The sequence below is a fragment of the Candidatus Pelagibacter sp. genome (assembly GCF_052049775.1).
Lineage (GTDB): Bacteria > Pseudomonadota > Alphaproteobacteria > Pelagibacterales > Pelagibacteraceae > Pelagibacter.
Map to the genome: position 1 here is coordinate 1 of NZ_JBNGZH010000048.1, position 21,018 is coordinate 21,018.

Genomic DNA, 21,018 nt, shown 5'->3' on the forward strand with positions numbered 1-21,018 from the left:
AGATGTAAAAAAGACTATGCTTCTCAAAAAAAAATATTTGAACAAAAATTAGAACACAAAAACTTCTCTCAAAAATGGTTTTTAAACAATTTTGAAATTTTTACTTTTTTTTTGCCGAAAGATAAGAGTTTAAAATTTGATTATTTGGAGGTAGGTTGTTATGAGGGGTTATCTTCTTTTTACGTTTTATCTGAATACAAATCTGTAAACGCATTTTTTTTGGATATATGGGATATGCCTAATCCGAATAGCAAAACACTTTCACATAATTTTGGGTTAATAGAAAAAGCTTTTGATCAGAATCTCTCAGGATTTGATTTTAAGAAAATGAAAAATGATTCAGTTATTTCAATGAGAAAATTGTTAAAAGAAAATGTTCATTTTGACTTTATTTATATTGATGGATCTCACAATGGAGAAGATATTCTGTCTGATGCAATTGAAGCATTTAAAATTTTAAAAGTTAATGGACTGATGTTTTTTGATGATTTTTTACAACACGATGATAATAGAATATTACAATCATACGTAGGTATTGATAAATTTTTGTCTCTATATTCTGATTATTTGAAAATTGAGTATTTTCAAAATAATTTAGTTGTTAGAAAAAAATAAAATATAAGTGGAGAGGTGGCCGAGTGGTTGAAGGCGCACGCTTGGAAAGCGTGTAAAGGGGTAACTCTTTCATGGGTTCGAATCCCATTCTCTCCGCCACAAATAATCTTTGTTTTATGCGGTCAATTTGACATTTTTTTCAAATTGGTAAAATTATAAAAAGAGCAATTTAAAGCAAAAAATGATATGATTAAATTTTCCGTAAAATAAAAAATGACGACTTTAAATAAATATCAGGCAGACTCAATTAAAGTTCTTAAAGGTCTAGAAGCAGTAAGAAAAAGACCTGGGATGTATATTGGTGATACGGACGATGGCACAGGTTTACATCACATGGTTTATGAAGTTGTAGATAACTCAATAGACGAAGCATTAGCAGGTTATTGTAAAAATATTGATGTTATGATGAATGCTGATGGCACAATTACTGTTAAAGATGATGGTAGAGGTATTCCAATAGATATCCATAAAGGGGAAAAGAAATCTGCAGCAGAGGTAATTATGACTCAACTTCATGCTGGAGGTAAATTTGATCATGACTCATACAAAGTATCAGGAGGTCTGCATGGTGTTGGCGTATCTGTCGTTAATGCTCTTTCAGCAAAATTACAATTAGAAATTCATAGAGATGGCCAAAAATATTTCATTGAGTTTAAAGAGGGAGATGCTAAATCGCCACTGAAAAAAATTGGGAAATCTAAAGAGACTGGTACTCAGATAACATTTTTACCTTCAAAGGAAATTTTTTCATCTATCAAATTTAATTCAAATACACTTATAAAAAGAATGAGGGAATTAGCTTTTTTAAACAAAGGAATAAAAATTACATTCTCAGACCTTACAAATAAAAAAGAAAAGAAAACAATCTTTAAATTTGATGGAGGTGTAATAGAGTTTGTTAATTTTTTAGACGAAAAAAGAGAAAAATTACAGAATAAAAATGGTAATGATTTATTTAAAAAGCCTATCTATATAGAGGGTAAAAAACAAAATATAGAAATAGAGTGTTCTCTCAAATGGAATGCCTCCTATAGCGAAGATGTATTTCCATATACCAATAATATTCATCAAAAAGATGGTGGAACACACTTGCTTGGTTTTAGAAGTGCCTTGACAAGAGTTGTTAATAAATATGCGAACGAGCATAACCTCCTGAAAAAAAATAAATTTACTATATCAGGTGATGATATTAAAGAAGGGTTAACATGTGTATTATCCGCAAAAATTCCTGATCCTAAATTTTCATCTCAAACTAAAGACAAGCTTGTATCTTCAGAGGTGCGAATGATAGTTGAAAATATCGTTAATGAAAAACTTTCTATATGGTTTGATCAAAATCCATCTGTTGCTAAAATTATTTTAGCAAAGATTATTCAAGCTGCGTTAGCTAGAGATGTTGCTAGAAAAGCAAGAGAAAGTGTAAGAAGGAAAGGTGCTCTTGAGTTAAGTGGGCTTCCTGGAAAGTTAGCTGATTGCCAAATTGGTAAGCAAGAGGGAACAGAATTATTTATTGTAGAGGGAGATTCCGCTGGTGGATCAGCAAAACAAGGCAGAAATAGAGCCAATCAAGCTGTATTGCCCTTGAGAGGGAAAATTCTCAACACATACGTAGATTCCAACGATGGCAAGAAAAATGGTAATAGTAGTAATGGTTCAGATCATAGGACAAAAGCTTTATCAAAGATGATTTCATCAAATGAAATTTTGACATTGATAAATGCTTTAGGATTAGATCCAAAATCTCAAGAGATAGATTTAAAAGATCTTAGGTATGGTAAAATAATAATTATGACGGACGCAGATGTTGATGGATCACACATTAGAGCTTTATTATTAACCTTTTTTAACAACAAACCATTTAATAAACTTATCGAAAATGGGCATGTTTATTTGGCACAGCCGCCATTATTTAAGATCAACAAAGGGTCAAAAGGAATTTATATCAAAGATGAAAAAGAGCTTGAACAATATATTATTAATAACAATAAGGAGTTTAAAAAGATTAAAAAGGGATCAAAAGATTTTGATAGATTTATGGAAACTGAAAAGTCAAAATTAAACATTCAAAGGTTTAAAGGTTTAGGTGAAATGAATCCAGAGGAATTATGGAGTACTACTTTAAATCCAGATACAAGAAACTTATTGCAAGTGCAATACTCAAAAGATTTAAAGAAAGATCAGGTATTGATTCATACACTAATGGGAAATGATGTTTCTTTAAGGAAAGATTTTATAGTATCTAACGCAATAAATGTTCAAAATTTAGATGTTTAAAAATGAAGTTTTTTGAAACTTCTAAACAATATTCTTTAAAAAAATCAATTTATATAAATTTAAGGTGGATTGGTATTATAGGGCAATTAATATCAGTATATCTTGTATATTTCTATTTTAATTTTGACTTCAACTTTATTTTTGCAAATTTATTTATTTCAATTGGAGTAATTAGTAATTTATATTTAATTTTTATTTACAAAAAAACTCAGTTAACAGATAGATCAGCATTTATTCATTTACTTATTGATATAATTCAATTAAGTGGACTAATTTATCTCACAGGAGGTGTAAAAAATCCATTTATCATTTTTTTAATAATACCTAGTGTTTTTGCTTCCTCAAATTTAAGCTTTAGAACTAATTCATTACTAGTATTATTAACTACTTTATCAATTTTGGGGTTAACTTTTATTTCAAAAGATCTACCTGGACCTTTGAATGATCATTTTCATGTTAGTAACTATTATATCTATGCGATACCTTTAGCCTTAATAATAGCTCTTCTTTTTTTGAATTATTTTGCAATTATATTTGGTGCAGAGAGTAAGTTGAGAAAAGATGCTTTGAATAAAATGGAAGAAATAATGGCTAAAGAACATGAAATGTTATCTTTGGGTGGACAAGCAGCTGCTGCCGCACATTCATTAGGGACGCCCTTATCAACAATAAAGGTAATTACCCAGGAATTATCAAAACAATTAAAAGATCAAAAAGATGTTTCCCAAGATATTGAACTCTTAGCAAGTCAGGTTGAAAGGTGTAATGAAATATTAAAAAGATTATCCTTAAATCCTGATCAGGAGGATGAATTTATTGATGAGGACCTATCAATGAGAGAATATTTAAGACAAATTATTTCATCATTTAAGGAAACAAGTAAAAAAGAATTTAGTCTTAATTTAGAACAAGATCTTAATTCAAAAAAAATTTATAAATCGATTGAAATTGTTTATGGCTTAAGAAATTTTATAGGTAATGCAAATAAGTTTTGTAAAAACAAGATTTTTATAACTTTGAAAAGTGATAATAATTTTACTGAAATAACCATTGAAGATGATGGCGACGGATATCCAAATGATATTTTATCAAAAATTGGAGAACCTTATCTCAAATCAACTGATAAAAACAGTGGATTAGGTTTAGGATTATTCATAGGAAAGACTTTACTGGAAAAAAATTTTGCTACTGTTAATTGTTGGAATTCTCAAACTAGAAGTGGTGCTGAGGTGACTATAAAATGGAAAAACAAAGATTTGTTTAACCTTTAATGCAAATTTTTTTTATTCTTAAAAAGTTCACTTAATTGAGAAATCATGACATCTCCTAATTCATTGACATCAGTAATTTTTATTGCGCGATTGTAGTATCTTGATACATCATGACCTATTCCTATCGCTAAAATTTCTGTCTCAGTTTTTTCTTCTATAAATTTTACAATTTTTTTAAGATGTTTCTCGAGAAAATCACCTGAATTCACTGATAAAGTTGAGTCATCGACTGGCGCACCATCAGAAATAACCATTAATATTTTTCTCTCTTCTTTTCTTTTTTTCAATCTATTAAATGCCCATGAGATCGCCTCTCCATCAATATTCTCTTTCAATAATCCCTCTTTTAACATTAAACCAAGATTATTTTTACATTGTCGCCAATGTGTGTCAGCCCCCTTATAAATTATGTGTCTTAAGTCATTTAACCTTCCAGGTGTTTTCGGTTTACCCTCTTTATTCCAAAATTCTCTACTTTTTCCACCTTTCCAATTTTTAGTTGTGAAACCTAATATTTCAACTTTAACAGAACATCTCTCCAGTGTTCTTGATAAAATATCAGCGCAAATCGCAGCAATTGTAATTGGACGTCCTCTCATAGATCCTGAATTATCTATTAAAAGGGTAACGACAGTGTCTTTAAAATCTAAATCTTTTTCTTTTTTAAAAGATAATGAATTATAAGGATCCATTATTATTCTTGGTAATTTTGAACTATCCAATAACCCTTCCTCTAAATCAAACTCCCAAGCCCTATTTTGTTTTGCCAACAATTGTCTTTGAAGTTTGTTCGCAAGTTTGGTGATGACATCTTGAAAACCTATTAATTGTTGATCTAAAGTTTTTCTTAATTTTGAAGCTTCATCAGAGTTTTCTAAATTTTCTGCTTTTGTTATTTCATCAAACTGAGTTGTAAAGATCTTATAGTCTGTATTTAAATCATTAATTGATTTTTTTTGAATAACTTGTTCGTTATTTTTTTGATCAGATTCACTATCAATTAATTGCTCATCAAGTTTGTATTCATCTATGTCATATTCAGAGTCTAAACTCGCTTCAGTCTCTTCATTGTCATTGTCATCCCTAGAGTCGTCTGAATTGTTGTCTTGGTCATCATTAGAGGGATTATTTTGACCATCATCTTGGTTTTCTTCCCTGGTTTCTTCATTGTCCTCATTTTTAAAAATATCCATTTCTTGTAATATTTCTGAAAACTTTGATGAATATTCATTTTGATATTCTAAGTTTTCTTTTAAAAATTCAATGTGCTTGTTCATTACTTTATCGAAGTCTTTTTCCCAAAAATTTAACATATTACCTGTTAATGTATTTAATTTAACGTTTAAAAATTTTTTTAACATATACAATTCAAAAGCTTCAACCACAGGAACATCTTCTTTTGAATTTAATTGGTCTTTTCTTTTTAATTGGATTATTTGATCATAATTTTCTTTAAGATTTTTTGCTATACCTTTTAACATTTTTGAGCCTAGGCATTCATATCTTACTTTTTCTGCAATAGAATAAAGATTCTTATATGAGGAATTTAAAGGTAAGTTTTTTTTATAAATCTCATTATTTGAAAATTTTTTCTTTAAAGCAGACGAGTCGGACTCTGCTCTAGCTTTAATGAAATCTCCTTTTGAGTTAAGATTTTCAATATCAACAAAATTCAAATCTTTTTTGTTTTTTTCATCGATAGTTTTTAGATGAATATCATCAGAAATCACTCTAGCTGTTGAAGTTAAAGCTTGCTTAAGTTTTTCTCTTAAGTTTTCAGCTTTGTTATTTTTCATTTAAATTTGAATATTTGCGAGTGACTCAGGTAGTTCTTCTCCGAAACATCTTTGATAGTATTCAGCAATTGTATTTTTTTCAATTTCATCACATTTATTTAGAAAAGTGACTCTAAATGCGTAACCTACATCTTTAAAAATTTCTGCATTTTCAGCCCAATGCAATACGGTTCTTGGACTCATTACAGTACTTATGTCGCCAGCTATAAATCCTTTTCGAGTTAAGGATGCAACCTTTATCATATTTGAAACTTTTTCTTTTCCTTTGGGATTATTTAAAGATTTATTTTTTGCTAATATAATGTCCATTTCTTTATCTAGACTAAGGTAATTAAGTGTTGTTACAATATTCCATCTATCCATTTGACCTTGATTGATTTGTTGTGTTCCATGATAAAGTCCAGTGGTATCTCCTAAACCGACTGTATTTGATGTAGCAAATAATCTAAAAAATTTATTTTGCTTTATGACCTTATTTTTGTCTAATAGGGTAAAGTTACCTTCAGCTTCAAGAACTCTTTGAATGACAAACATTACATCAGGTCTTCCAGCATCATACTCATCAAAAACTAAAGCTACTGGATTTTGAATTGACCATGGTAAAATACCCTCATTAAATTGTGTAACTTGTTTTCCTTCTTTAAGAACGATAGCATCTTTTCCAATAAGATCTATTCTGCTGATATGACTATCTAAGTTTACTCTAATACAGGGCCAATTTAATCTAGCAGCAATTTGTTCTATGTGTGTAGATTTTCCTGTACCATGATAACCTTGCACTAGAACTCTTTTGTTGTGTGCAAATCCAGAGACAATTGCAAGTGTAGTATCTCTGTCAAATTTATAATTTTTATCTATTTCTGGAACATATTCACTTTTTTCAGAGAATGCGTCTACTTCCATCTCAGAATCAATCCCAAATGATTGTTTTAATGAAATTTTAATATCTGGCTGAATGTTAAGATTGGTTGTCAATTTTTTTCCTATATGTATTTTTTAGTTGTGTGTAAGCTAAAGTTATTAACTTTAGTTTTTCTTCATATTTTTTATTTCCGGCATTCATATCAGGGTGAAATTTTTTGACAAGTGTTTTGAATTTTTCTTGAACTTTTTGCCATTTTAAACCTACGGAAACACCTAATATACTAAAGGCTTTAATATCTTTATGATCAAATTTAAATTGACGCATATGATTGAATTCACTTTTAAATTTATCATTATCCATTTCATCTTTTAAAGTGTTATTCCATAAAACTTTAAAAAAATTATCAGATGAACTAAAACTTTGAGTAGGTTTATGCCAAATCATATCTGATTTTAAAAAATTAATTACTTGATCATCATTCATACCGGAAAAATAATTCCAATTTTTATTAAATTCTTTAACATGTTCTAAACATAACATTCTATATTTTTTACTATTATCCTTTTCAACAGGCGCTTTATATTCACCAATTTCTTTACAATTATTCCAGTCGCAAATATTTTTCATGATAATATAATTATACTTATGAATATAAATGATTTAATTGCAATCGTAAAAAAAAAATTACAAAATCAAATTGCTTTGGAGAGTATTTCAATTGAAGATAAATCTTTTCTCCATAAAAATCATGCTGGAAACCAGGCAGGTAAATTTCATCTTAAAATTTCTTTAGTATCAAAGGAACTAAAGCAAATGAAAAGAATCGATAGTGATAAAAAGATTTACAAAATTTTAAATGAAGAATTAAAAAAATATATTCATTCTATTCAAATTTTAATCAATTAATTCATTTTTTAAAAATTCATTTAAATTTTTTACTGAGTATTCTTGATTTAAAATTGTTTGGCCCATTTTTTTTAATAATACTAACTTTATTTTATCAGAATTGTTTTTTTTATCAGTTTTCATAAATTTAATAATTTTATCAAGATCTTTACTTTTAAAATATTTTCTAATATCCGAGGGTAATTTTGAATTTTTGTAATGTTTAGAAATCAATTTATAATCATTAATATTTAGGAATTTGTTTTTATTGCTAAATTTTAGAGCCATCATCATTCCTAAAATAACAGCTTCACCATGATTTAATCTTTTAGAATATCCTAATGAAGCTTCAAATGAATGACCAAAAGTGTGACCAAAATTTAATTTTTTTCTTAAGTTGCTCTCTTTTTCATCTTTTTCAACTACATCTTTTTTTATTTTACAACTCTCAAATATCGCCTTTTCTATACTAGGAGATTTTAGTTTAATAATGTCATCAAAATTATGATCTAAATATTTAAAGAATTTTTTTCTAGAGATTATAGAGTGTTTTAAAATTTCACCATACCCACAAACAATTTCTCTTCTATTAAGTGTTTTTAAAGTATCTATATCACTTATGACTAATTTTGGTTGATAGAAGCTACCAATGAGATTTTTTCCATACTTAGAATTTACTCCTGTTTTGCCACCAATCGATGAGTCTACTTGAGCCAAAAGAGTTGTGGGAATATTTATAAAATGTAATCCTCTTTTAAATAAACTTGCAGCAAAACCACCAACGTCTCCAGTTATACCTCCCCCTATTGCTAATAAACTATCCTCTCTAGAAAAATTTTTATTAAGTAAAATTTCTAAGATTGAATTTATAGTAGTTTGGTTTTTATTTTTTTCGTTGGCATTAAAATTAAATAAAAATATTTTTTTATTTCGTAGTTTTTTTTTAATTTCAAAAATAAATTTTTTAGGAACTTTTCTGTCAACTACCAATAAACATTTTTTTGATTTAATGGAATTATTGACCATCAAACTTGATATTTTTGGAATAAGATTTTTTCCAATAAATATTGGATATTTTTCAGAATTAGTCTTAATTATCAATTTAATTGGTTTCATATAATATCTAAAATTCTTTCTACAATTTCTTTTTTAGTTTTATTGTGACAATCAATTTTATTTTGCGCTTTTGCATAATATTTATTACGATTTTTTATCATATTTTGTAGATCACTATTAGAAACATTATAAGCTAATGGTCTTTTAGCACTTTTTCTTATTCTTTGGATTAAAATATCATCCTTAGTTTTCAGCCAAAAAGATGTGTGATTTTTTAAAACCTCGTTTCTTATATTTCTATTTAAAAAAGCACCTCCACCCAGAGACACTACTATTCCTTTAATTTTCATGAGTTCCAAAGTAATTTTTTCCTCGTATTCTCTGAAAAATTTTTCACCTTTGTTTTTGAATATACTTGAAATTTTCATTTTAAGCTTATTTTCTATGTAATGGTCAACATCATAAAAATCTAATTTTAGTTTTTTTGAAACTAAAAATCCGATAGATGTTTTACCAGATCCCATCATACCTAAAAAAACAATATTTCTATCAGATTTCATAATTTTCTTTATTGAAAAACCACAAATATGTCTTAATTTGAAATTAGTTAAAAGTATATGCAATTTATAAAAAAAACAAGTTCAAGCCGAAGTATTGTGAGTATTGTAACAAAATTAGTTTTATTTTTGCTTGTCTTTTTTTTAATTATTTTTTTACTGAACAAGATTGACTTTCCAGCTCCTAAAAAAGATATAGATAAAACTATTCCTAATGAAAATTTTAAAATCGTTAAATAAAAAAAATTTTTTAATTTTATTTTTTTTATTTTTCACTTCTATTGCTAGTGCAGAAGAAAAACCAGTTGATATTTGGAATATAGATAAAAAAGAAATTGAAGAAAAAAAAATAACAAACAACTCAGAAATTTCAGATGGGGAAAATATATTACAAGAGAGTAACGAGCCAAGTGTATTTGGAATGCAAAATCAAAATCAAAAATCAATTATTAATCTTGATGAAAAGTTTGATACAAAAGAAATTAAAATAATTGGATTATATGACCCTGAAGACTATGATCTGAATGTAGATATGTGGGCTAATTCAGATGGAGACCAATTAGAAAATTTGCTTACAAAACTAAATAAGATGGATCTTTCTAATGATGCAGTTGAAATCGTTAATACTTCACTCTTAATTAATGCTCATAATCCCAAAAAAAATATATCAGATAACGAATTTCTAAAATTAAAGTCAGATTGGTTAATTAAAAACTCAAACCTAGATTTAATCGAAGAATATTTAATTCAAAATCAAATAATTAATTTACACCCAGAACTCACAAAATACCTTGTGGATGAATATCTCTCTAATTCAAAAATTGATAAAGCTTGCAGTGTATTTTCAAAAAATAATGAATTAATTACAGATGAGTATTTATCAAAATTTAACATCTATTGTTTGATTAAAAATAATAAAAGAGAGGAAGCTCAATTAATTTTAGATTTAAAAAAAGAAATAGGTTTTAAAGATGCATATTTCGAAAAAAAAATAAATTATTTACTAAAATACACAAAAAAAATAGATGATTCAGTATCTGAAAAATCAATATTTGATTTTTATTTGGCCCATCAAACAAATCCTAATTTTAATTTTGAACCTAACGATAAAACTAAAAAAATAATTTGGAAATATCTTTCATCTGCAAATTTACTAGGTTCATTTAAACAAATCGATGTTTCAGAAATTGAGAAAATAGGAACTATAGAAAAAGCTGTTCATAATAAAAACTATCCAGAAAAAGAATTATTTAATTTATATAAAAGATTCCAATTTAATTTTAATCAACTTCTTAATGCTCAAAATGAATATAAAAAACTCTCTAAAATCGAAGGCAGGGCTCTTATTTATCAGAAAATTCTACTTGAGTCTGAAATGGTAGAAAAATTAAAGTTATTAAGAGTATTAAAAAATTCCTTTAAAGATGATGATTTAGACAAAGCGTTTGATTTAGAATTGAAAATTTTTCTCGAGAAAATTAATCCAGTAGATATACCAGATAATTTAACAAGTTTTTATTATACAAATATTCAAATTGAAAAGGATGAAGATAAAAAAATTAAGTTTAACAATGATATAATGCATCAATCAAAATTAATTAATTACTTTAATGGTGATTATGCTAGTTCCAAAATTTCTAAAGACACAAATAATTTTTTAAAAAAGATAAAAAAAAACAAAAAATATTTTCTATCTAAAAAAGATATTATATTTTTAGAGTCGTTAAGATATGATGGAATTGAAATTTCAGAAAAATACGATGATTTGTATCAAATTGATGAAAATGAAATTCCTACAGACATACAAATTATGATTAATAATAGTGAAACTGGTTTAGCACTTTTGAGAATTGCTGAAGTGATTGGACAAGATGAAATTGACAGAATAGATGAAGATACAATTTATTTTATAATAACAGCTCTCAACAAGCTTAATATTGATTGGATGAGAAATAAGATATTGCTTAAAGTTCTTCCTTTAAAAGTTTAAAAATTAGTTTAATTATTTATTATGCTTAAAGAAATTGTTACTGTTCCAGATGAAATATTAAAAAAAATATCTGATCCAATTGAAAAAGTTGGAATTAATGAAAAAAAATTAATTGAAGACTTATTTGAAACAATGTACCACTCCAAGGGAATTGGTCTTGCTGCAGTTCAAGTAGGTATACTAAAAAGAGTTTTAGTTGTTGACGTTTCAAATAAGGATGAAGAAAATCAACCAATAGCATTAATCAATCCTGTAATAAAAAACTTAAGCGAAGAGACATCGGTGTACGAGGAGGGTTGTCTATCAATACCTGAAACTTTTATTGAAATTGAGAGACCAAAAATTTGTGAGGTGGAATATATTGACGAAAAGGGAGAGAAGAAAAATCTTAAATGTGATGGGCTTTTATCTACTTGTATCCAACATGAAATAAATCATTTAGATGGAAAATTAATTATTGACCATTTATCAAAATTAAAGAAAGATTTTATTATAAAAAAAATTTCAAAAATTAAAAAAAATCCAGACAGAATAGTAGTTTAAAGATGGCAAATAAGATTATCTTTATGGGTACACCAATATTTTGTGTTCCTATCTTAAAATCTCTATATCAAAATGGTTATAATATTTCTGTGGTTTTTACTCAACCACCGCAAAAATCTCATAGAGGACAAAAAATTAACAAAAGTCCAATTCAGGGTATCTCTGAAACTTTAAATATAGATTATAGAACACCCAAGACGCTTAAAGATAATCATGAGGAGTATGAATTTTTAAAAGAATTAAATGCAGATCTTGCAATAGTGTGTGCATATGGACAAATAATTCCTGAAAATTTTTTAAACTTAACTAAAAAAGGTTTTGTAAATATTCACGCCTCAATTCTTCCTAGTTGGCGAGGCCCAGCGCCAATCCAGAGATCAATTATGAATTTAGATCCTGAAACGGGCATAAGTATTATGAAGATTAAAAAAGAATTGGATAGCGGACCAGTTAGTAATATTTATAAAATCAAAATAGATCAAAACCAAAATGCTCAAGAAATTTCAGAAAAACTATCCGCTTTAGCTGCTGAAAAAATTTTAGATAATGTGGATGATATACTTGAAGATAAGGCAAAGTTTATTGATCAGGATCATTCAAAAGCTACTTATGCAAAAAAAATTGATAAGGAGGAATCACGGATTGATTGGGACGAGGATGCCTCTAAAATAATTGGAAAAATAAATGGATTATTTCCCTCCCCAGGTGCTTCTTTTATTTTTAATGGCGAAAGATATAAAATTTTGAAAGCCGAAATTGGTAATGGCATAGGTCAAGTTGGAGAAATAATTTCAAATCAGCTGGAAGTAGCATGTAATAAAAATCAATCTATTAAGATTCTCGAAATTCAAAGACAAGGAAAAAGACCACAAAAAATTAGCGAATTCATGTTGGGCTCTCAAATTAAAAAGGGCTCAAAGTTATCAAATGTTTAGGTATCAAATATTAATTGAATATGAGGGCACTAATTTTAGGGGGTGGCAAATTCAAAAAAAAGGAAAAACTGTCCAGGGGTTATTACAAGAGAAAATTTCAAAACTTTTAAAAGAAAAAATCATAATATATGGAGCTGGAAGATTAGATGTTGGTGTACATGCCAAAGAACAGTCAGCACATTTTGATTGTAAAAATAAGATTATCAAAATTGATAGGTTTTTAAAATCAATCAATCATTTTTTAAATAAAGATGGAATAGCAATACTTAAAATTACAAAAAGAGGCAATAATTTTCATGCTAGATTTTCAGCTAAAATGAGAGTTTATAATTATGTGATTATTAATCGGATTAGTGGACCAGTTTTAGATAAAAATAGAGGCTGGCATATTATAAAAGATCTTGATTTAAAATTGATGAAAGGTGCTGCAAGAAAATTGATTGGTACTAAAGATTTCAGTACTTTTAGAAAATCGAGTTGTAGGGCTAAAAGTCCAATAAAGACTATGAAATCTGTAAAAATTAGATCTACAAAAAATAAGATTGAAATAGAATTCAGATCTCAATCTTTCTTACAACAACAAGTTCGGTCTATGGTTGGTTGTTTAAAATATGTTGGGGAAGAAAAATGGACATTAAAAAGATTTGTAGATGTAATGCAGTCTAAAAAAAGAGAATTATGTGCTCCACCTGCACCACCTCAAGGTCTCTATTTAACGAGAGTTATTTATTAATTTTTTTTTATTACTCATCGCAAATTTACGGTTTATTCGCCATCTACTTTCCTCACGAATTATAAAACCACAACAATTTTTTGATTTACATTTACAAGGAAATTGCTTGTAATCTTCCTTATCAAAACTAAAACCATAATCACAAGTTATCTCTTCGCCCTTTTTAATATCTCTATCAGCTGTTATCCAAATTTTTAAACCCTTACCATCATAACGTGCGTTCGCATCACAACTATGATTTACCAATCCAGCAATATTAAATGAGAAATCACCATCCAAGGTATATTTTTTATTTAAAGTAAATAGATAAATAGGTTTTTTATTGTCATATTTATTTGACTCTTCAACTTCTTTATTTGTAATTATTTTTCCTAAGTAATTAATAATTTTTGTACCTTCTTTGATATTTTTAGTAGCATAAAGTCCACGACCTTTATTATCAATTTTTGATTTTCTTATTTTGTATAGTTTCATGAAGTTGATTTATGATGGGCTAGATATTTATCAATTGAATTCTACCAATGCATTGACATGTTCGTTAGCGCTTTCTGCCAAAGCATTTAAATCATATCCACCTTCAAGTATAGAAACAACTTTACCTGCGGTAAACTTATTAGTAGCCGCTAATGTTCTTTTAGTAATTTCATAAAAATCTTTTGAACTAAGTTGAAATTGAGCTAATGGATCATCTTTATGTGCATCAAAACCTGCTGAAAATATGAGAAAATCTGGTTTATATTGAACTAATCTTTCTAACACCCTATCAAATGCATTAAAGTACTCTTCGGAGTTCGTCCCAGCGGGCAAAGGGATATTTAATGAATTATTAAAGTCTCCTTTATCTTTATCTGTTCCACCCCCAGGATAAAAAGGATATTGGTGCGTAGAAATATATAATGAATTTTTATTATTACGCATAACATCATAATTTCCATTACCCCAGTGCACGTCAAAATCTACACAGGCAATTTTTTTGTATTTATATTTTGACACTAAATAGTTTGTTGCTACTCCCGCGTTTGATATACAACAAAATCCCATAGCTTTATTTTTTTCAGCATGGTGCCCAGGTGGTCTAGCCAAACAGAATGCATTTTTATATTGATTGTTCTCAATTCCATCTATCGCTCTTATTGTTGAACCAGCAGCATCAAAAACTGCCTTTTTACTTTCAGGTGATACAACTGTATCGCCATCTAAAAACTTAAGGCCTTTTTGAGGAAAAGAGTCTTTTAAATTATTTATATAGTCTTTTGAATGTGTCATAGACAATATATCATCAGGAACATTATCTGGCTTATCCCAGATTAGGTCTTTTCTTTTTTTTAACTTTTCTTTTATAGCAATTACTCTTTTAGGCTGCTCGGGATGACCATCGCCAGTGTTATGTTTCTCATAGGAGTCAGAATTTATGATCGCTGTTTTCATTTAAAATAATTTATTAAAATGTTTTCATAAATTTTCTTAAGATTTTTCAAATCTTTTAAGGATACGGCTTCATCAACTTTATGCATTGTTTTTCCAACAAGCCCAAACTCTAATCCAGGTGATATTTTTCTTATGAATCTCAGATCAGAGGTTCCACCTGTAGTAGATAGCTTTGGTTTAATTTTGGTCACTTTTTTTATGATATTTTGTATCATGTGCGTTGTTTCATTTGGCTTTGTTAGAAATGCCTCACCTGAAACTCTATAATCAATTTTAAATTTTGATTTATTTTTCTTGGTTATTTTTTTAAAAATTTTATTAAGTCTATTTTTAATAGAATTTGACGAATGTTTATTATTAAACCTTATATTAAATGTTGCCTCAGCCATAGCCGGGATAACATTATCAGCGTTATTATTTATATTTATTTTTGTAACCTCTAAGTTTGTTGGTTGGAAGTTTTTTGATCCTCTATCAAATTTAATATCTTTTAATTCTTTTAAAATTTTTACAATTATAGTTGACGGATTATTAGCTCTATGAGGATATGCAACATGGCCTTGCTGACCAAAAATATTTAATTTACCAGTTAAACTACCCCTACGTCCAATCTTTATCATTTCACCTAATTTATTTGGATTTGTTGGTTCACCAACAAGACAAAAGTTAATTTTCTCTTTCCTTTTTTTTAAATAATCTACAACTTTTTTGGTGCCATTTACTGCATCACCTTCTTCATCTCCTGTAATAAGTAAACTTATTGATCCGTTGAATTTTCTATTTTTTGATAAAAAAGTGCTTACAGCAGACACAAAAGCTGCAACAGAGCTTTTCATATCATTTGCACCTCTCCCAATTAAATGGCCTTTTTTGATAGATGGTTTAAATGGATTTACTGTCCAATCCTTAATGTTTCCTGGAGGGACAATATCAACGTGTCCTGCAAACATAAAATTCGGTTTCTTAGATCCTAATCTTGCATACAAGTTTTTCACAGGTTGAAATCCTCTTTCTTTAAATTCCAATATTTTTGTTTTGAAACCTAATTTTTTTAATTTTTTTTCTAAAAATTTAATTACCCCAGCATCAACTGGGGTGATAGAAGGAAATCTGATTAGCTCTTTAGCTAATTTTAACTCATTTAAAGTTTTCATTTTTAGTCTCTTAAGAGGTCGTTAATAGAAGTTTTAGATCTTGTTTTTTCATCAACTTGTTTAATTATTACTGCGCAATACAAGGAGGGTGCAGAAGAATTATTTTTATCAGGCAACGAGCCTGGAACTACAACTGAATAAGGTGGTATTTTACCATAAGTAATTTTCCCAGTTTTCCTTTCAACTATTTTAGTTGATTGACCAATATACATACCCATACTTAAAACTGAACCTTCTCCAACAATTACGCCTTCAACTACCTCTGACATCGCTCCAAGAAATACATTATCCTCTATGATTGTTGGTAAAGCTTGCGCGGGCTCTAGAACCCCACCAACACCCGAACCTGCAGAAACATGGCAATTCTTACCTATCTGACAACAACTACCAGCTCTTGCAAAAGTATCTATCATCGTTCCTTCGTCAATATATGCTCCAATGTTTACATAACATGGCATAAGAACAGCGTTTTTTCCGACAAATGAACCTTTTCTTACTGGTGAGTTTGGAACCATTCTAAAACCTGCTTTTTCATGATCAGCTTTGGTCCATCCTGCAGTTTTACCTTTTAATAAATGTGATTTATCATACCAACTACTATAAGGACCATTTAAATTTTCCATTGGGTAAATTCTAAAACTTAACATTATAGCTTTCTTAAGGTGCTGATGAGTTACCCATTCTCCATTTATTTTCTCAGCAACTCTTGATTTACCACTATCTAAATCAGCAATAACTTGGTTAATAGCATCTTTTAAATTTTGATCAGAATTTTGGTTTACCTGATCTTTATTTTCCCAAGCATCATTGATTATTTTTTCTAAAGACATAATTAATTACTTTTTAATAGCCTTATTTCTTTTAGAAATAAAGACAGATTTTCAATTTTGTGTGAAATAAAATCTTTGTCTGCATCTATTTTTCCAAAATGCTCATCATTAATTAACCAAACGGTTGTACAACCTCGTTCGTGACCTATACTTAAATTTTTAGCTATATCTTCAATGTAAATAGTCTCTTTTGGATTTATACCAAATTTTTTTACCATTAAGTCGAAGGTTTCTGCTTCTGGTTTAGGTACATAGCCAGCGTCTTTAATATCAAAAACCTTATCTCTTCCAAACAAATCATACACACCCAAGTGAGTTAAAATATTAGCAGCATGTTCAGCACTACCATTGGTGAAGATAAATTTTTCCATATCTAATTGTTTAAGCTCATTTCTCATAATCTTATCTTCTTTCATAAATGATAAATCAATTTCATGGACGTAAGATAAAAATTCATCTGGTGATATTCCATTATGGACCATTAATCCTCTTAATGATGTATTATATTTATAGAAATAATTTGTTTGTAATTCTTTAGCTTTATCTTTATCAATTTTAAGTTTTTCAGATATAAATTGAGTCATCCTCTTTGAAACTTGACCAAATACACGCTCTAAAGAATAGTTATTATGCTTTCCATAACAAACACCATCAAGATCAAGTAGCAAATATTTTTTTTCTTTTAAGTTCATTTTCTTATTAATGTACCTGATCCTTTGTCTGAGAAAATTTCCCATAAACAAGAATGCTGTTTTGTACCATTAATTATACCTGCTGCTGTAACTCCATTATTAACAGCATCTAGACAAGCATTTATTTTGGGTATCATTCCTTCAGTGATTGTCTCATCTTTTACCATCTGTAATATTTCGGATGAGGATATTTCATCTATAAGTTTTTTTTCTTTATTTAAAACACCATCAACATTTGTCATCAATAGTAATCTCCTTGATTTGACAGATTTGGCTACAGCCATTGCCGCAGTATCACCATTAATATTATGTGTTTGATTGTTCTTATCTAAGCCTAGTGGTGAAATAATCGGTATTTTATTTTGTCGAATTATATCCAATAAAATATCGTTATTAATCTTATTTGGAAGACCAACAAAACCTAGTTCTTTTGCCTCTGGTACGACCTCAATAATATTATCTTTTTTAGTATGGATGGAGACCGCTTTTGTATTTTGTTTGTTCAAAGAGCTTACAATATCATTGTTAAAATCTATTAAGACTGACTCAACAATGTTTATAATTTTTTCATCAGTGACTCTTAACCCTCTTATAAATTTTGATTGAATATTAGATTTATCTAATTCTCTCTTGATCCTTGGACCTCCACCATGAACTACAATAACTGAAAGACCTAATTTATTTAAGATACTTAAATCAGTAATAAAATTATCAAAGATATTTCTATCAATTAAAACATTTCCTCCATATTTAATGACAATTAAGTCATTTTTATATTTTTCTATGTATTTATTAACCTCGTTTATTGGGGGTCCGTTTTCAGGAAGAATTTTTTTTAAGTCCATTAATTTATTTTAAATTAAAATTTAGGTTGTCGTTTTGACTGTTGTTCTTCTCATAATAAATACTTGCTGAGCCATTGTTAAAATATTATTGACGGTCCAGTAAATAACTAACCCACTTGGAAATGGTGCGAGTATTACAGTTAAGAAAAGCGGGAAGAAAGCAAAAATTTTAGCCTGCATTGGATCAGTAGGTGCGGGATTTAATTTTTGTTGCACCCACATCGAAACTCCCATTGCTACTGGCCAAGCTCCAATAACCAAGAAACTTGGAACGTCGTAGGGTAATAAACCAAAAATATTAAATATACTTGTAGGATCTCTCTCACTTAAATCATAAATCCATCCATAAAATGGCATTTGTCTCATTTCAATAGTGACAAACAAAACTTTATATAATGCAAAAAATACAGGTATTTGAACAAGAATTGGCAAACAACCTGACATAGGGTTTACTTTTTCCTTTTTGTAAAGAGCCATCATTTCTTGTTGAAGTTTCATTTTATCATTTTTGTGCAGCTCTTTTAAACGAACCATTTCTGGTTGAAGAACTTTCATTTTTGCCATGCTTTTAAATGAGAAATTAGCTAATGGGAAAAAAACTAAACGAATACAAATAGTGATAGCTATAATTGCCAAACCATAGTTTCCAAGTAGTTTAAAGAAATAATCAATTCCATAAAATAGAGGTTTGGTTATGAAGTATAAAAATCCCCAATCAATAACTAAATCAAATTTATCTATGTTGAGTTTTTCAGCATATCCGTCTATCACATCCACTCTTTTTGCAGCAACAATAATTTGTAATTCTTCCTCAATTGAACTTTTTTCATTTAATGCCAAAGGATCTGTAGAAATAAAATTTGCTCTAAATTTATTTTTATAGTCGAATGTTGTTTTAAACTCTTTATCTTTTGGTGGAATTAAGGAAGTAATCCAATATTTATCACTTATCCCTAACCACCCTTTATTAGCTACTTTAGTAAACTTCTTTTCTTGAATATCATCATAATCCTCCTCTATTAATTCATCATCTAAAGTTGCAATGAGTCCTTCATGAAGAATTAAAAAGTCAATTATTTCTGGAATTTCATTTCTTATTATTTGTCCATATGAGTAAAAATCATATTGATTATTACTCTCATTAATTATTTTTTGCTTAACTGTAAAAAGATATTTATCATCTAACGATATTATTTTTTCGAATTTTAGGCCCTGTTCGTTGGACCACGATAGTTTTATTGGAGACCCGTCTGTAAGTTTGTTGTTACCTTCTATTGACCAAATTGTATCTGAGTTAGGAACATCAACATTTTTATCAGAAGTAACAAAACCACTATCTATTAGATATCCTTCTTTAATATTTCGAGGTCCTAATAAAGTTACTCTTTTTTCATTATCAAGAGTTACTTTATAATTCTTGAAAGTTAAATCATCTATTGATGCACCTTTTAATGAAATTGAACCTATAATATTTTCATTTTCAAATTGAATTCTTTCACTTTGTTTTAATGCATCATCTCGTGAAATTGTAATTTGTGTTTCCTTTTGTTCTAAACTTGGTGCATCACCGCTTTGTTCAATTTTTTCTTTTTCAACAATATTTTGATTCACTGTTGATTTTTCTGGAACAAAGAATAATGCCCATAAAACAATTACAGCAGATGATAAAGCTATAGCTGCTATTGTATTTTTGGAGTCCATTATTTTTTAACTTTTATTTCTTTTTTTACAGGATCAATTCCACCTTCTTTAAAAGGGTGGCATGAAAGAATCCTTTTTAAACTTAAATATCCACCCCTAAAAAAACCATAAGTTTTTAATGCCTCAATGCTATAATCGGAACAAGATGGAAAGTACCTACAAGAGTTACCTAGTAATGGACTTATTAGGTATTTGTAAGCCTGAATTAATTTTATAAATATAATTGTAAAAATGTTCATTATTTAATTTTTTTAAAATCCTGAAATAAGGTTTCTTTTATAATCTTAAATTCATTATTTAGCATAGTTGACTTAGCAATAACAAGGTATGAATAGTGATATTTTAGAGATATTTCTTTAACAGCATCATTCATAATATTCCTTAGCCTCCTTTTTATCTTGTTTCTCTTTACAGCATTTCCTATCTTCTTCTTAGTTACAAAAGAAATATTAAGCTTCTGATTATTTTTTTTATTAATATTACCAAAAAAAATTGTTACATATCTGTTTGATATTTTTTTCTTTTTGAGCAAAGTTTTAAAGTCTTCATTCTTTGAAAGAGCAACAATTTTGCTTTTCATTGAGTTGGCTTTATTTTCTTCTTCTTTTAACAGTTGAGGAAACTGTTAAATTTTTTCTTCCTCTAGCTCTTCTTCTTTTTAAAAGTTTTCTACCTCCCTTGGTTTTCATTTTTGATCTAAAACCATGGGTTCGGCTTCTTTTTTTTCTAGATGGTTGATATGTTCTTTTCATAAAAGTGGTTTAATTTATATAAAATTTCGCCCTTTATAATAATTAAATATATAAATAGCAAATAGAAGATTTATAAATACTATGAACCATGATGGA

23 protein-coding genes and 1 tRNA gene are annotated in these 21,018 nt (G+C 28.2%); 9 read left to right on the forward strand and 15 right to left on the reverse strand.

Annotation, left to right across the window (positions count from 1 at the left end; genetic code table 11):
* The 4 genes from ACTT83_RS05840 to ACTT83_RS05855 all read left to right on the forward strand — a co-directional run.
* The coding region (locus ACTT83_RS05840; RefSeq protein ID WP_440919159.1) for a class I SAM-dependent methyltransferase at nt 1-615 on the forward strand (615 nt) is incomplete at its 5' end.
* Between the two features lie 9 nt (nt 616-624).
* A tRNA-Ser gene (locus ACTT83_RS05845) sits at nt 625-714 on the forward strand.
* Between the two features lie 114 nt (nt 715-828).
* Entirely contained in the window at nt 829-2,889 is a 2,061-nt protein-coding gene (locus tag ACTT83_RS05850; RefSeq protein ID WP_440919160.1) for a DNA gyrase subunit B, read from the forward strand.
* Nucleotides 2,890-2,891: 2 nt separating this feature from the next.
* Nucleotides 2,892-4,160 (forward strand): ActS/PrrB/RegB family redox-sensitive histidine kinase, encoded by a 1,269-nt coding sequence (locus ACTT83_RS05855; protein WP_440919161.1) that lies wholly within the window; start codon nt 2,892-2,894, stop codon nt 4,158-4,160.
* Here ACTT83_RS05855 and ACTT83_RS05860 read toward each other — a convergent pair.
* The 3 genes from ACTT83_RS05860 to ACTT83_RS05870 are packed head-to-tail and all read right to left on the reverse strand — an operon-like array spanning nt 4,157 to nt 7,448.
* Nucleotides 4,157-5,956 (reverse strand): cobaltochelatase CobT-related protein, encoded by a 1,800-nt coding sequence (locus tag ACTT83_RS05860; RefSeq protein WP_440919162.1) that lies wholly within the window; start codon nt 5,954-5,956, stop codon nt 4,157-4,159. The two genes, ACTT83_RS05855 and ACTT83_RS05860, sit on opposite strands and share 4 nt — an antisense overlap.
* Nucleotides 5,957-6,931, reverse strand: a complete 975-nt coding sequence (gene cobS, locus ACTT83_RS05865; protein WP_440919163.1) for a cobaltochelatase subunit CobS — start codon at nt 6,929-6,931, stop codon at nt 5,957-5,959.
* The gene (locus ACTT83_RS05870; RefSeq protein ID WP_440919164.1) at nt 6,915-7,448 is read right to left on the reverse strand and encodes a J domain-containing protein; all 534 of its coding nucleotides are present in this window, start codon (nt 7,446-7,448) and stop codon (nt 6,915-6,917) included. Before ACTT83_RS05870 ends, cobS begins: the two co-directional genes overlap by 17 nt.
* An 18-nt stretch (nt 7,449-7,466) precedes the next feature.
* Between ACTT83_RS05870 and ACTT83_RS05875 the strand changes: the two genes are divergently transcribed.
* Complete coding sequence (locus tag ACTT83_RS05875; protein ID WP_440919165.1) at nt 7,467-7,727, forward strand: BolA/IbaG family iron-sulfur metabolism protein; 261 nt, start codon at nt 7,467-7,469, stop codon at nt 7,725-7,727.
* On the opposite strand, the gene aroB is transcribed toward ACTT83_RS05875, so the two are convergent.
* Together aroB and ACTT83_RS05885 are read right to left on the reverse strand one after the other, a co-directional pair.
* A complete protein-coding gene (gene aroB / locus ACTT83_RS05880) occupies nt 7,716-8,822 on the reverse strand; it encodes a 3-dehydroquinate synthase (protein ID WP_440919166.1) in 1,107 nt (368 codons plus the stop codon). The two genes, ACTT83_RS05875 and aroB, sit on opposite strands and share 12 nt — an antisense overlap.
* A complete protein-coding gene (locus ACTT83_RS05885; protein ID WP_440919167.1) occupies nt 8,819-9,322 on the reverse strand; it encodes a shikimate kinase in 504 nt (167 codons plus the stop codon). Before ACTT83_RS05885 ends, aroB begins: the two co-directional genes overlap by 4 nt.
* A gap of 211 nt (nt 9,323-9,533) precedes the next feature.
* Between ACTT83_RS05885 and ACTT83_RS05890 the strand changes: the two genes are divergently transcribed.
* From ACTT83_RS05890 to truA, 4 genes are read left to right on the forward strand one after another with little or no spacing between them, the layout of a single operon-like run.
* On the forward strand, nt 9,534-11,309 hold the full coding sequence (locus ACTT83_RS05890; RefSeq protein ID WP_440919168.1) for a hypothetical protein: 1,776 nt from the start codon (nt 9,534-9,536) through the stop codon (nt 11,307-11,309).
* Nucleotides 11,310-11,330: 21 nt separating this feature from the next.
* On the forward strand, nt 11,331-11,852 hold the full coding sequence (gene def, locus ACTT83_RS05895; RefSeq protein WP_440918016.1) for a peptide deformylase: 522 nt from the start codon (nt 11,331-11,333) through the stop codon (nt 11,850-11,852).
* 2 nt (nt 11,853-11,854) lie between these two features.
* Nucleotides 11,855-12,787 (forward strand): methionyl-tRNA formyltransferase, encoded by a 933-nt coding sequence (gene fmt, locus ACTT83_RS05900; RefSeq protein WP_440919169.1) that lies wholly within the window; start codon nt 11,855-11,857, stop codon nt 12,785-12,787.
* Nucleotides 12,780-13,520, forward strand: coding sequence for a tRNA pseudouridine(38-40) synthase TruA (gene truA, locus ACTT83_RS05905; protein WP_440919170.1), 741 nt, complete (start codon nt 12,780-12,782; stop codon nt 13,518-13,520). Before fmt ends, truA begins: the two co-directional genes overlap by 8 nt.
* On the opposite strand, the gene ACTT83_RS05910 is transcribed toward truA, so the two are convergent.
* Genes ACTT83_RS05910 through rpmH form a run of 10 tightly spaced genes read right to left on the reverse strand, consistent with a single transcriptional unit; the run spans nt 13,500 to nt 20,922 of the window.
* Nucleotides 13,500-13,994, reverse strand: coding sequence for an SET domain-containing protein (locus ACTT83_RS05910; protein WP_440919171.1), 495 nt, complete (start codon nt 13,992-13,994; stop codon nt 13,500-13,502). The two genes, truA and ACTT83_RS05910, sit on opposite strands and share 21 nt — an antisense overlap.
* A gap of 30 nt (nt 13,995-14,024) precedes the next feature.
* The gene (locus tag ACTT83_RS05915; protein WP_440919172.1) at nt 14,025-14,948 is read right to left on the reverse strand and encodes a histone deacetylase family protein; all 924 of its coding nucleotides are present in this window, start codon (nt 14,946-14,948) and stop codon (nt 14,025-14,027) included.
* On the reverse strand, nt 14,945-16,102 hold the full coding sequence (gene dapE / locus ACTT83_RS05920) for a succinyl-diaminopimelate desuccinylase (RefSeq protein WP_440919173.1): 1,158 nt from the start codon (nt 16,100-16,102) through the stop codon (nt 14,945-14,947). The genes ACTT83_RS05915 and dapE overlap by 4 nt, the downstream gene beginning before the upstream one ends.
* Nucleotides 16,103-16,104: 2 nt before the next feature.
* Nucleotides 16,105-16,932, reverse strand: coding sequence for a 2,3,4,5-tetrahydropyridine-2,6-dicarboxylate N-succinyltransferase (gene dapD / locus ACTT83_RS05925; RefSeq protein WP_440919174.1), 828 nt, complete (start codon nt 16,930-16,932; stop codon nt 16,105-16,107).
* A gap of 2 nt (nt 16,933-16,934) precedes the next feature.
* A complete protein-coding gene (locus tag ACTT83_RS05930) occupies nt 16,935-17,624 on the reverse strand; it encodes a pyrimidine 5'-nucleotidase (protein ID WP_440919175.1) in 690 nt (229 codons plus the stop codon).
* A complete protein-coding gene (gene argB / locus ACTT83_RS05935; protein ID WP_440919176.1) occupies nt 17,621-18,469 on the reverse strand; it encodes an acetylglutamate kinase in 849 nt (282 codons plus the stop codon). Before argB ends, ACTT83_RS05930 begins: the two co-directional genes overlap by 4 nt.
* Before the next feature lie 21 nt (nt 18,470-18,490).
* Nucleotides 18,491-20,170 carry a membrane protein insertase YidC gene (gene yidC, locus ACTT83_RS05940; RefSeq protein WP_440919177.1) on the reverse strand — a complete coding sequence of 560 codons (1,680 nt, stop codon included), beginning with the start codon at nt 20,168-20,170 and terminating at the stop codon, nt 18,491-18,493.
* Nucleotides 20,170-20,409, reverse strand: a complete 240-nt coding sequence (gene yidD / locus ACTT83_RS05945; RefSeq protein ID WP_440919178.1) for a membrane protein insertion efficiency factor YidD — start codon at nt 20,407-20,409, stop codon at nt 20,170-20,172. Before yidD ends, yidC begins: the two co-directional genes overlap by 1 nt.
* Nucleotides 20,409-20,750 (reverse strand): ribonuclease P protein component, encoded by a 342-nt coding sequence (rnpA, locus tag ACTT83_RS05950; RefSeq protein WP_440919179.1) that lies wholly within the window; start codon nt 20,748-20,750, stop codon nt 20,409-20,411. Before rnpA ends, yidD begins: the two co-directional genes overlap by 1 nt.
* A 10-nt stretch (nt 20,751-20,760) precedes the next feature.
* Nucleotides 20,761-20,922 (reverse strand): 50S ribosomal protein L34, encoded by a 162-nt coding sequence (rpmH, locus tag ACTT83_RS05955; RefSeq protein ID WP_440916953.1) that lies wholly within the window; start codon nt 20,920-20,922, stop codon nt 20,761-20,763.
* Nucleotides 20,923-21,018 lie beyond the last annotated feature (96 nt).

What these genes read in the sequence shown, in the direction of transcription:
- ACTT83_RS05930 (WP_440919175.1), bottom strand. Translation starts at nt 17,624, where the DNA reads ATGAACTTAAAAGAAAAAAAATATTTGCTACTTGATCTTGATGGTGTT.
- rnpA (WP_440919179.1), bottom strand. Translation starts at nt 20,750, where the DNA reads ATGAAAAGCAAAATTGTTGCTCTTTCAAAGAATGAAGACTTTAAAACT.
- yidD (WP_440919178.1), bottom strand. Translation starts at nt 20,409, where the DNA reads ATGAACATTTTTACAATTATATTTATAAAATTAATTCAGGCTTACAAA.
- ACTT83_RS05850 (WP_440919160.1), top strand. Translation starts at nt 829, where the DNA reads ATGACGACTTTAAATAAATATCAGGCAGACTCAATTAAAGTTCTTAAA.
- ACTT83_RS05855 (WP_440919161.1), top strand. Translation starts at nt 2,892, where the DNA reads ATGAAGTTTTTTGAAACTTCTAAACAATATTCTTTAAAAAAATCAATT.
- ACTT83_RS05890 (WP_440919168.1), top strand. Translation starts at nt 9,534, where the DNA reads ATGAAAATTTTAAAATCGTTAAATAAAAAAAATTTTTTAATTTTATTT.
- dapE (WP_440919173.1), bottom strand. Translation starts at nt 16,102, where the DNA reads ATGAAAACTTTAAATGAGTTAAAATTAGCTAAAGAGCTAATCAGATTT.
- rpmH (WP_440916953.1), bottom strand. Translation starts at nt 20,922, where the DNA reads ATGAAAAGAACATATCAACCATCTAGAAAAAAAAGAAGCCGAACCCAT.
- ACTT83_RS05910 (WP_440919171.1), bottom strand. Translation starts at nt 13,994, where the DNA reads ATGAAACTATACAAAATAAGAAAATCAAAAATTGATAATAAAGGTCGT.
- dapD (WP_440919174.1), bottom strand. Translation starts at nt 16,932, where the DNA reads ATGTCTTTAGAAAAAATAATCAATGATGCTTGGGAAAATAAAGATCAG.
- ACTT83_RS05915 (WP_440919172.1), bottom strand. Translation starts at nt 14,948, where the DNA reads ATGAAAACAGCGATCATAAATTCTGACTCCTATGAGAAACATAACACT.
- argB (WP_440919176.1), bottom strand. Translation starts at nt 18,469, where the DNA reads ATGGACTTAAAAAAAATTCTTCCTGAAAACGGACCCCCAATAAACGAG.
- aroB (WP_440919166.1), bottom strand. Translation starts at nt 8,822, where the DNA reads ATGAAACCAATTAAATTGATAATTAAGACTAATTCTGAAAAATATCCA.
- fmt (WP_440919169.1), top strand. Translation starts at nt 11,855, where the DNA reads ATGGCAAATAAGATTATCTTTATGGGTACACCAATATTTTGTGTTCCT.
- ACTT83_RS05870 (WP_440919164.1), bottom strand. Translation starts at nt 7,448, where the DNA reads ATGAAAAATATTTGCGACTGGAATAATTGTAAAGAAATTGGTGAATAT.
- def (WP_440918016.1), top strand. Translation starts at nt 11,331, where the DNA reads ATGCTTAAAGAAATTGTTACTGTTCCAGATGAAATATTAAAAAAAATA.
- truA (WP_440919170.1), top strand. Translation starts at nt 12,780, where the DNA reads ATGTTTAGGTATCAAATATTAATTGAATATGAGGGCACTAATTTTAGG.
- ACTT83_RS05875 (WP_440919165.1), top strand. Translation starts at nt 7,467, where the DNA reads ATGAATATAAATGATTTAATTGCAATCGTAAAAAAAAAATTACAAAAT.
- ACTT83_RS05885 (WP_440919167.1), bottom strand. Translation starts at nt 9,322, where the DNA reads ATGAAATCTGATAGAAATATTGTTTTTTTAGGTATGATGGGATCTGGT.
- yidC (WP_440919177.1), bottom strand. Translation starts at nt 20,170, where the DNA reads ATGGACTCCAAAAATACAATAGCAGCTATAGCTTTATCATCTGCTGTA.
- ACTT83_RS05860 (WP_440919162.1), bottom strand. Translation starts at nt 5,956, where the DNA reads ATGAAAAATAACAAAGCTGAAAACTTAAGAGAAAAACTTAAGCAAGCT.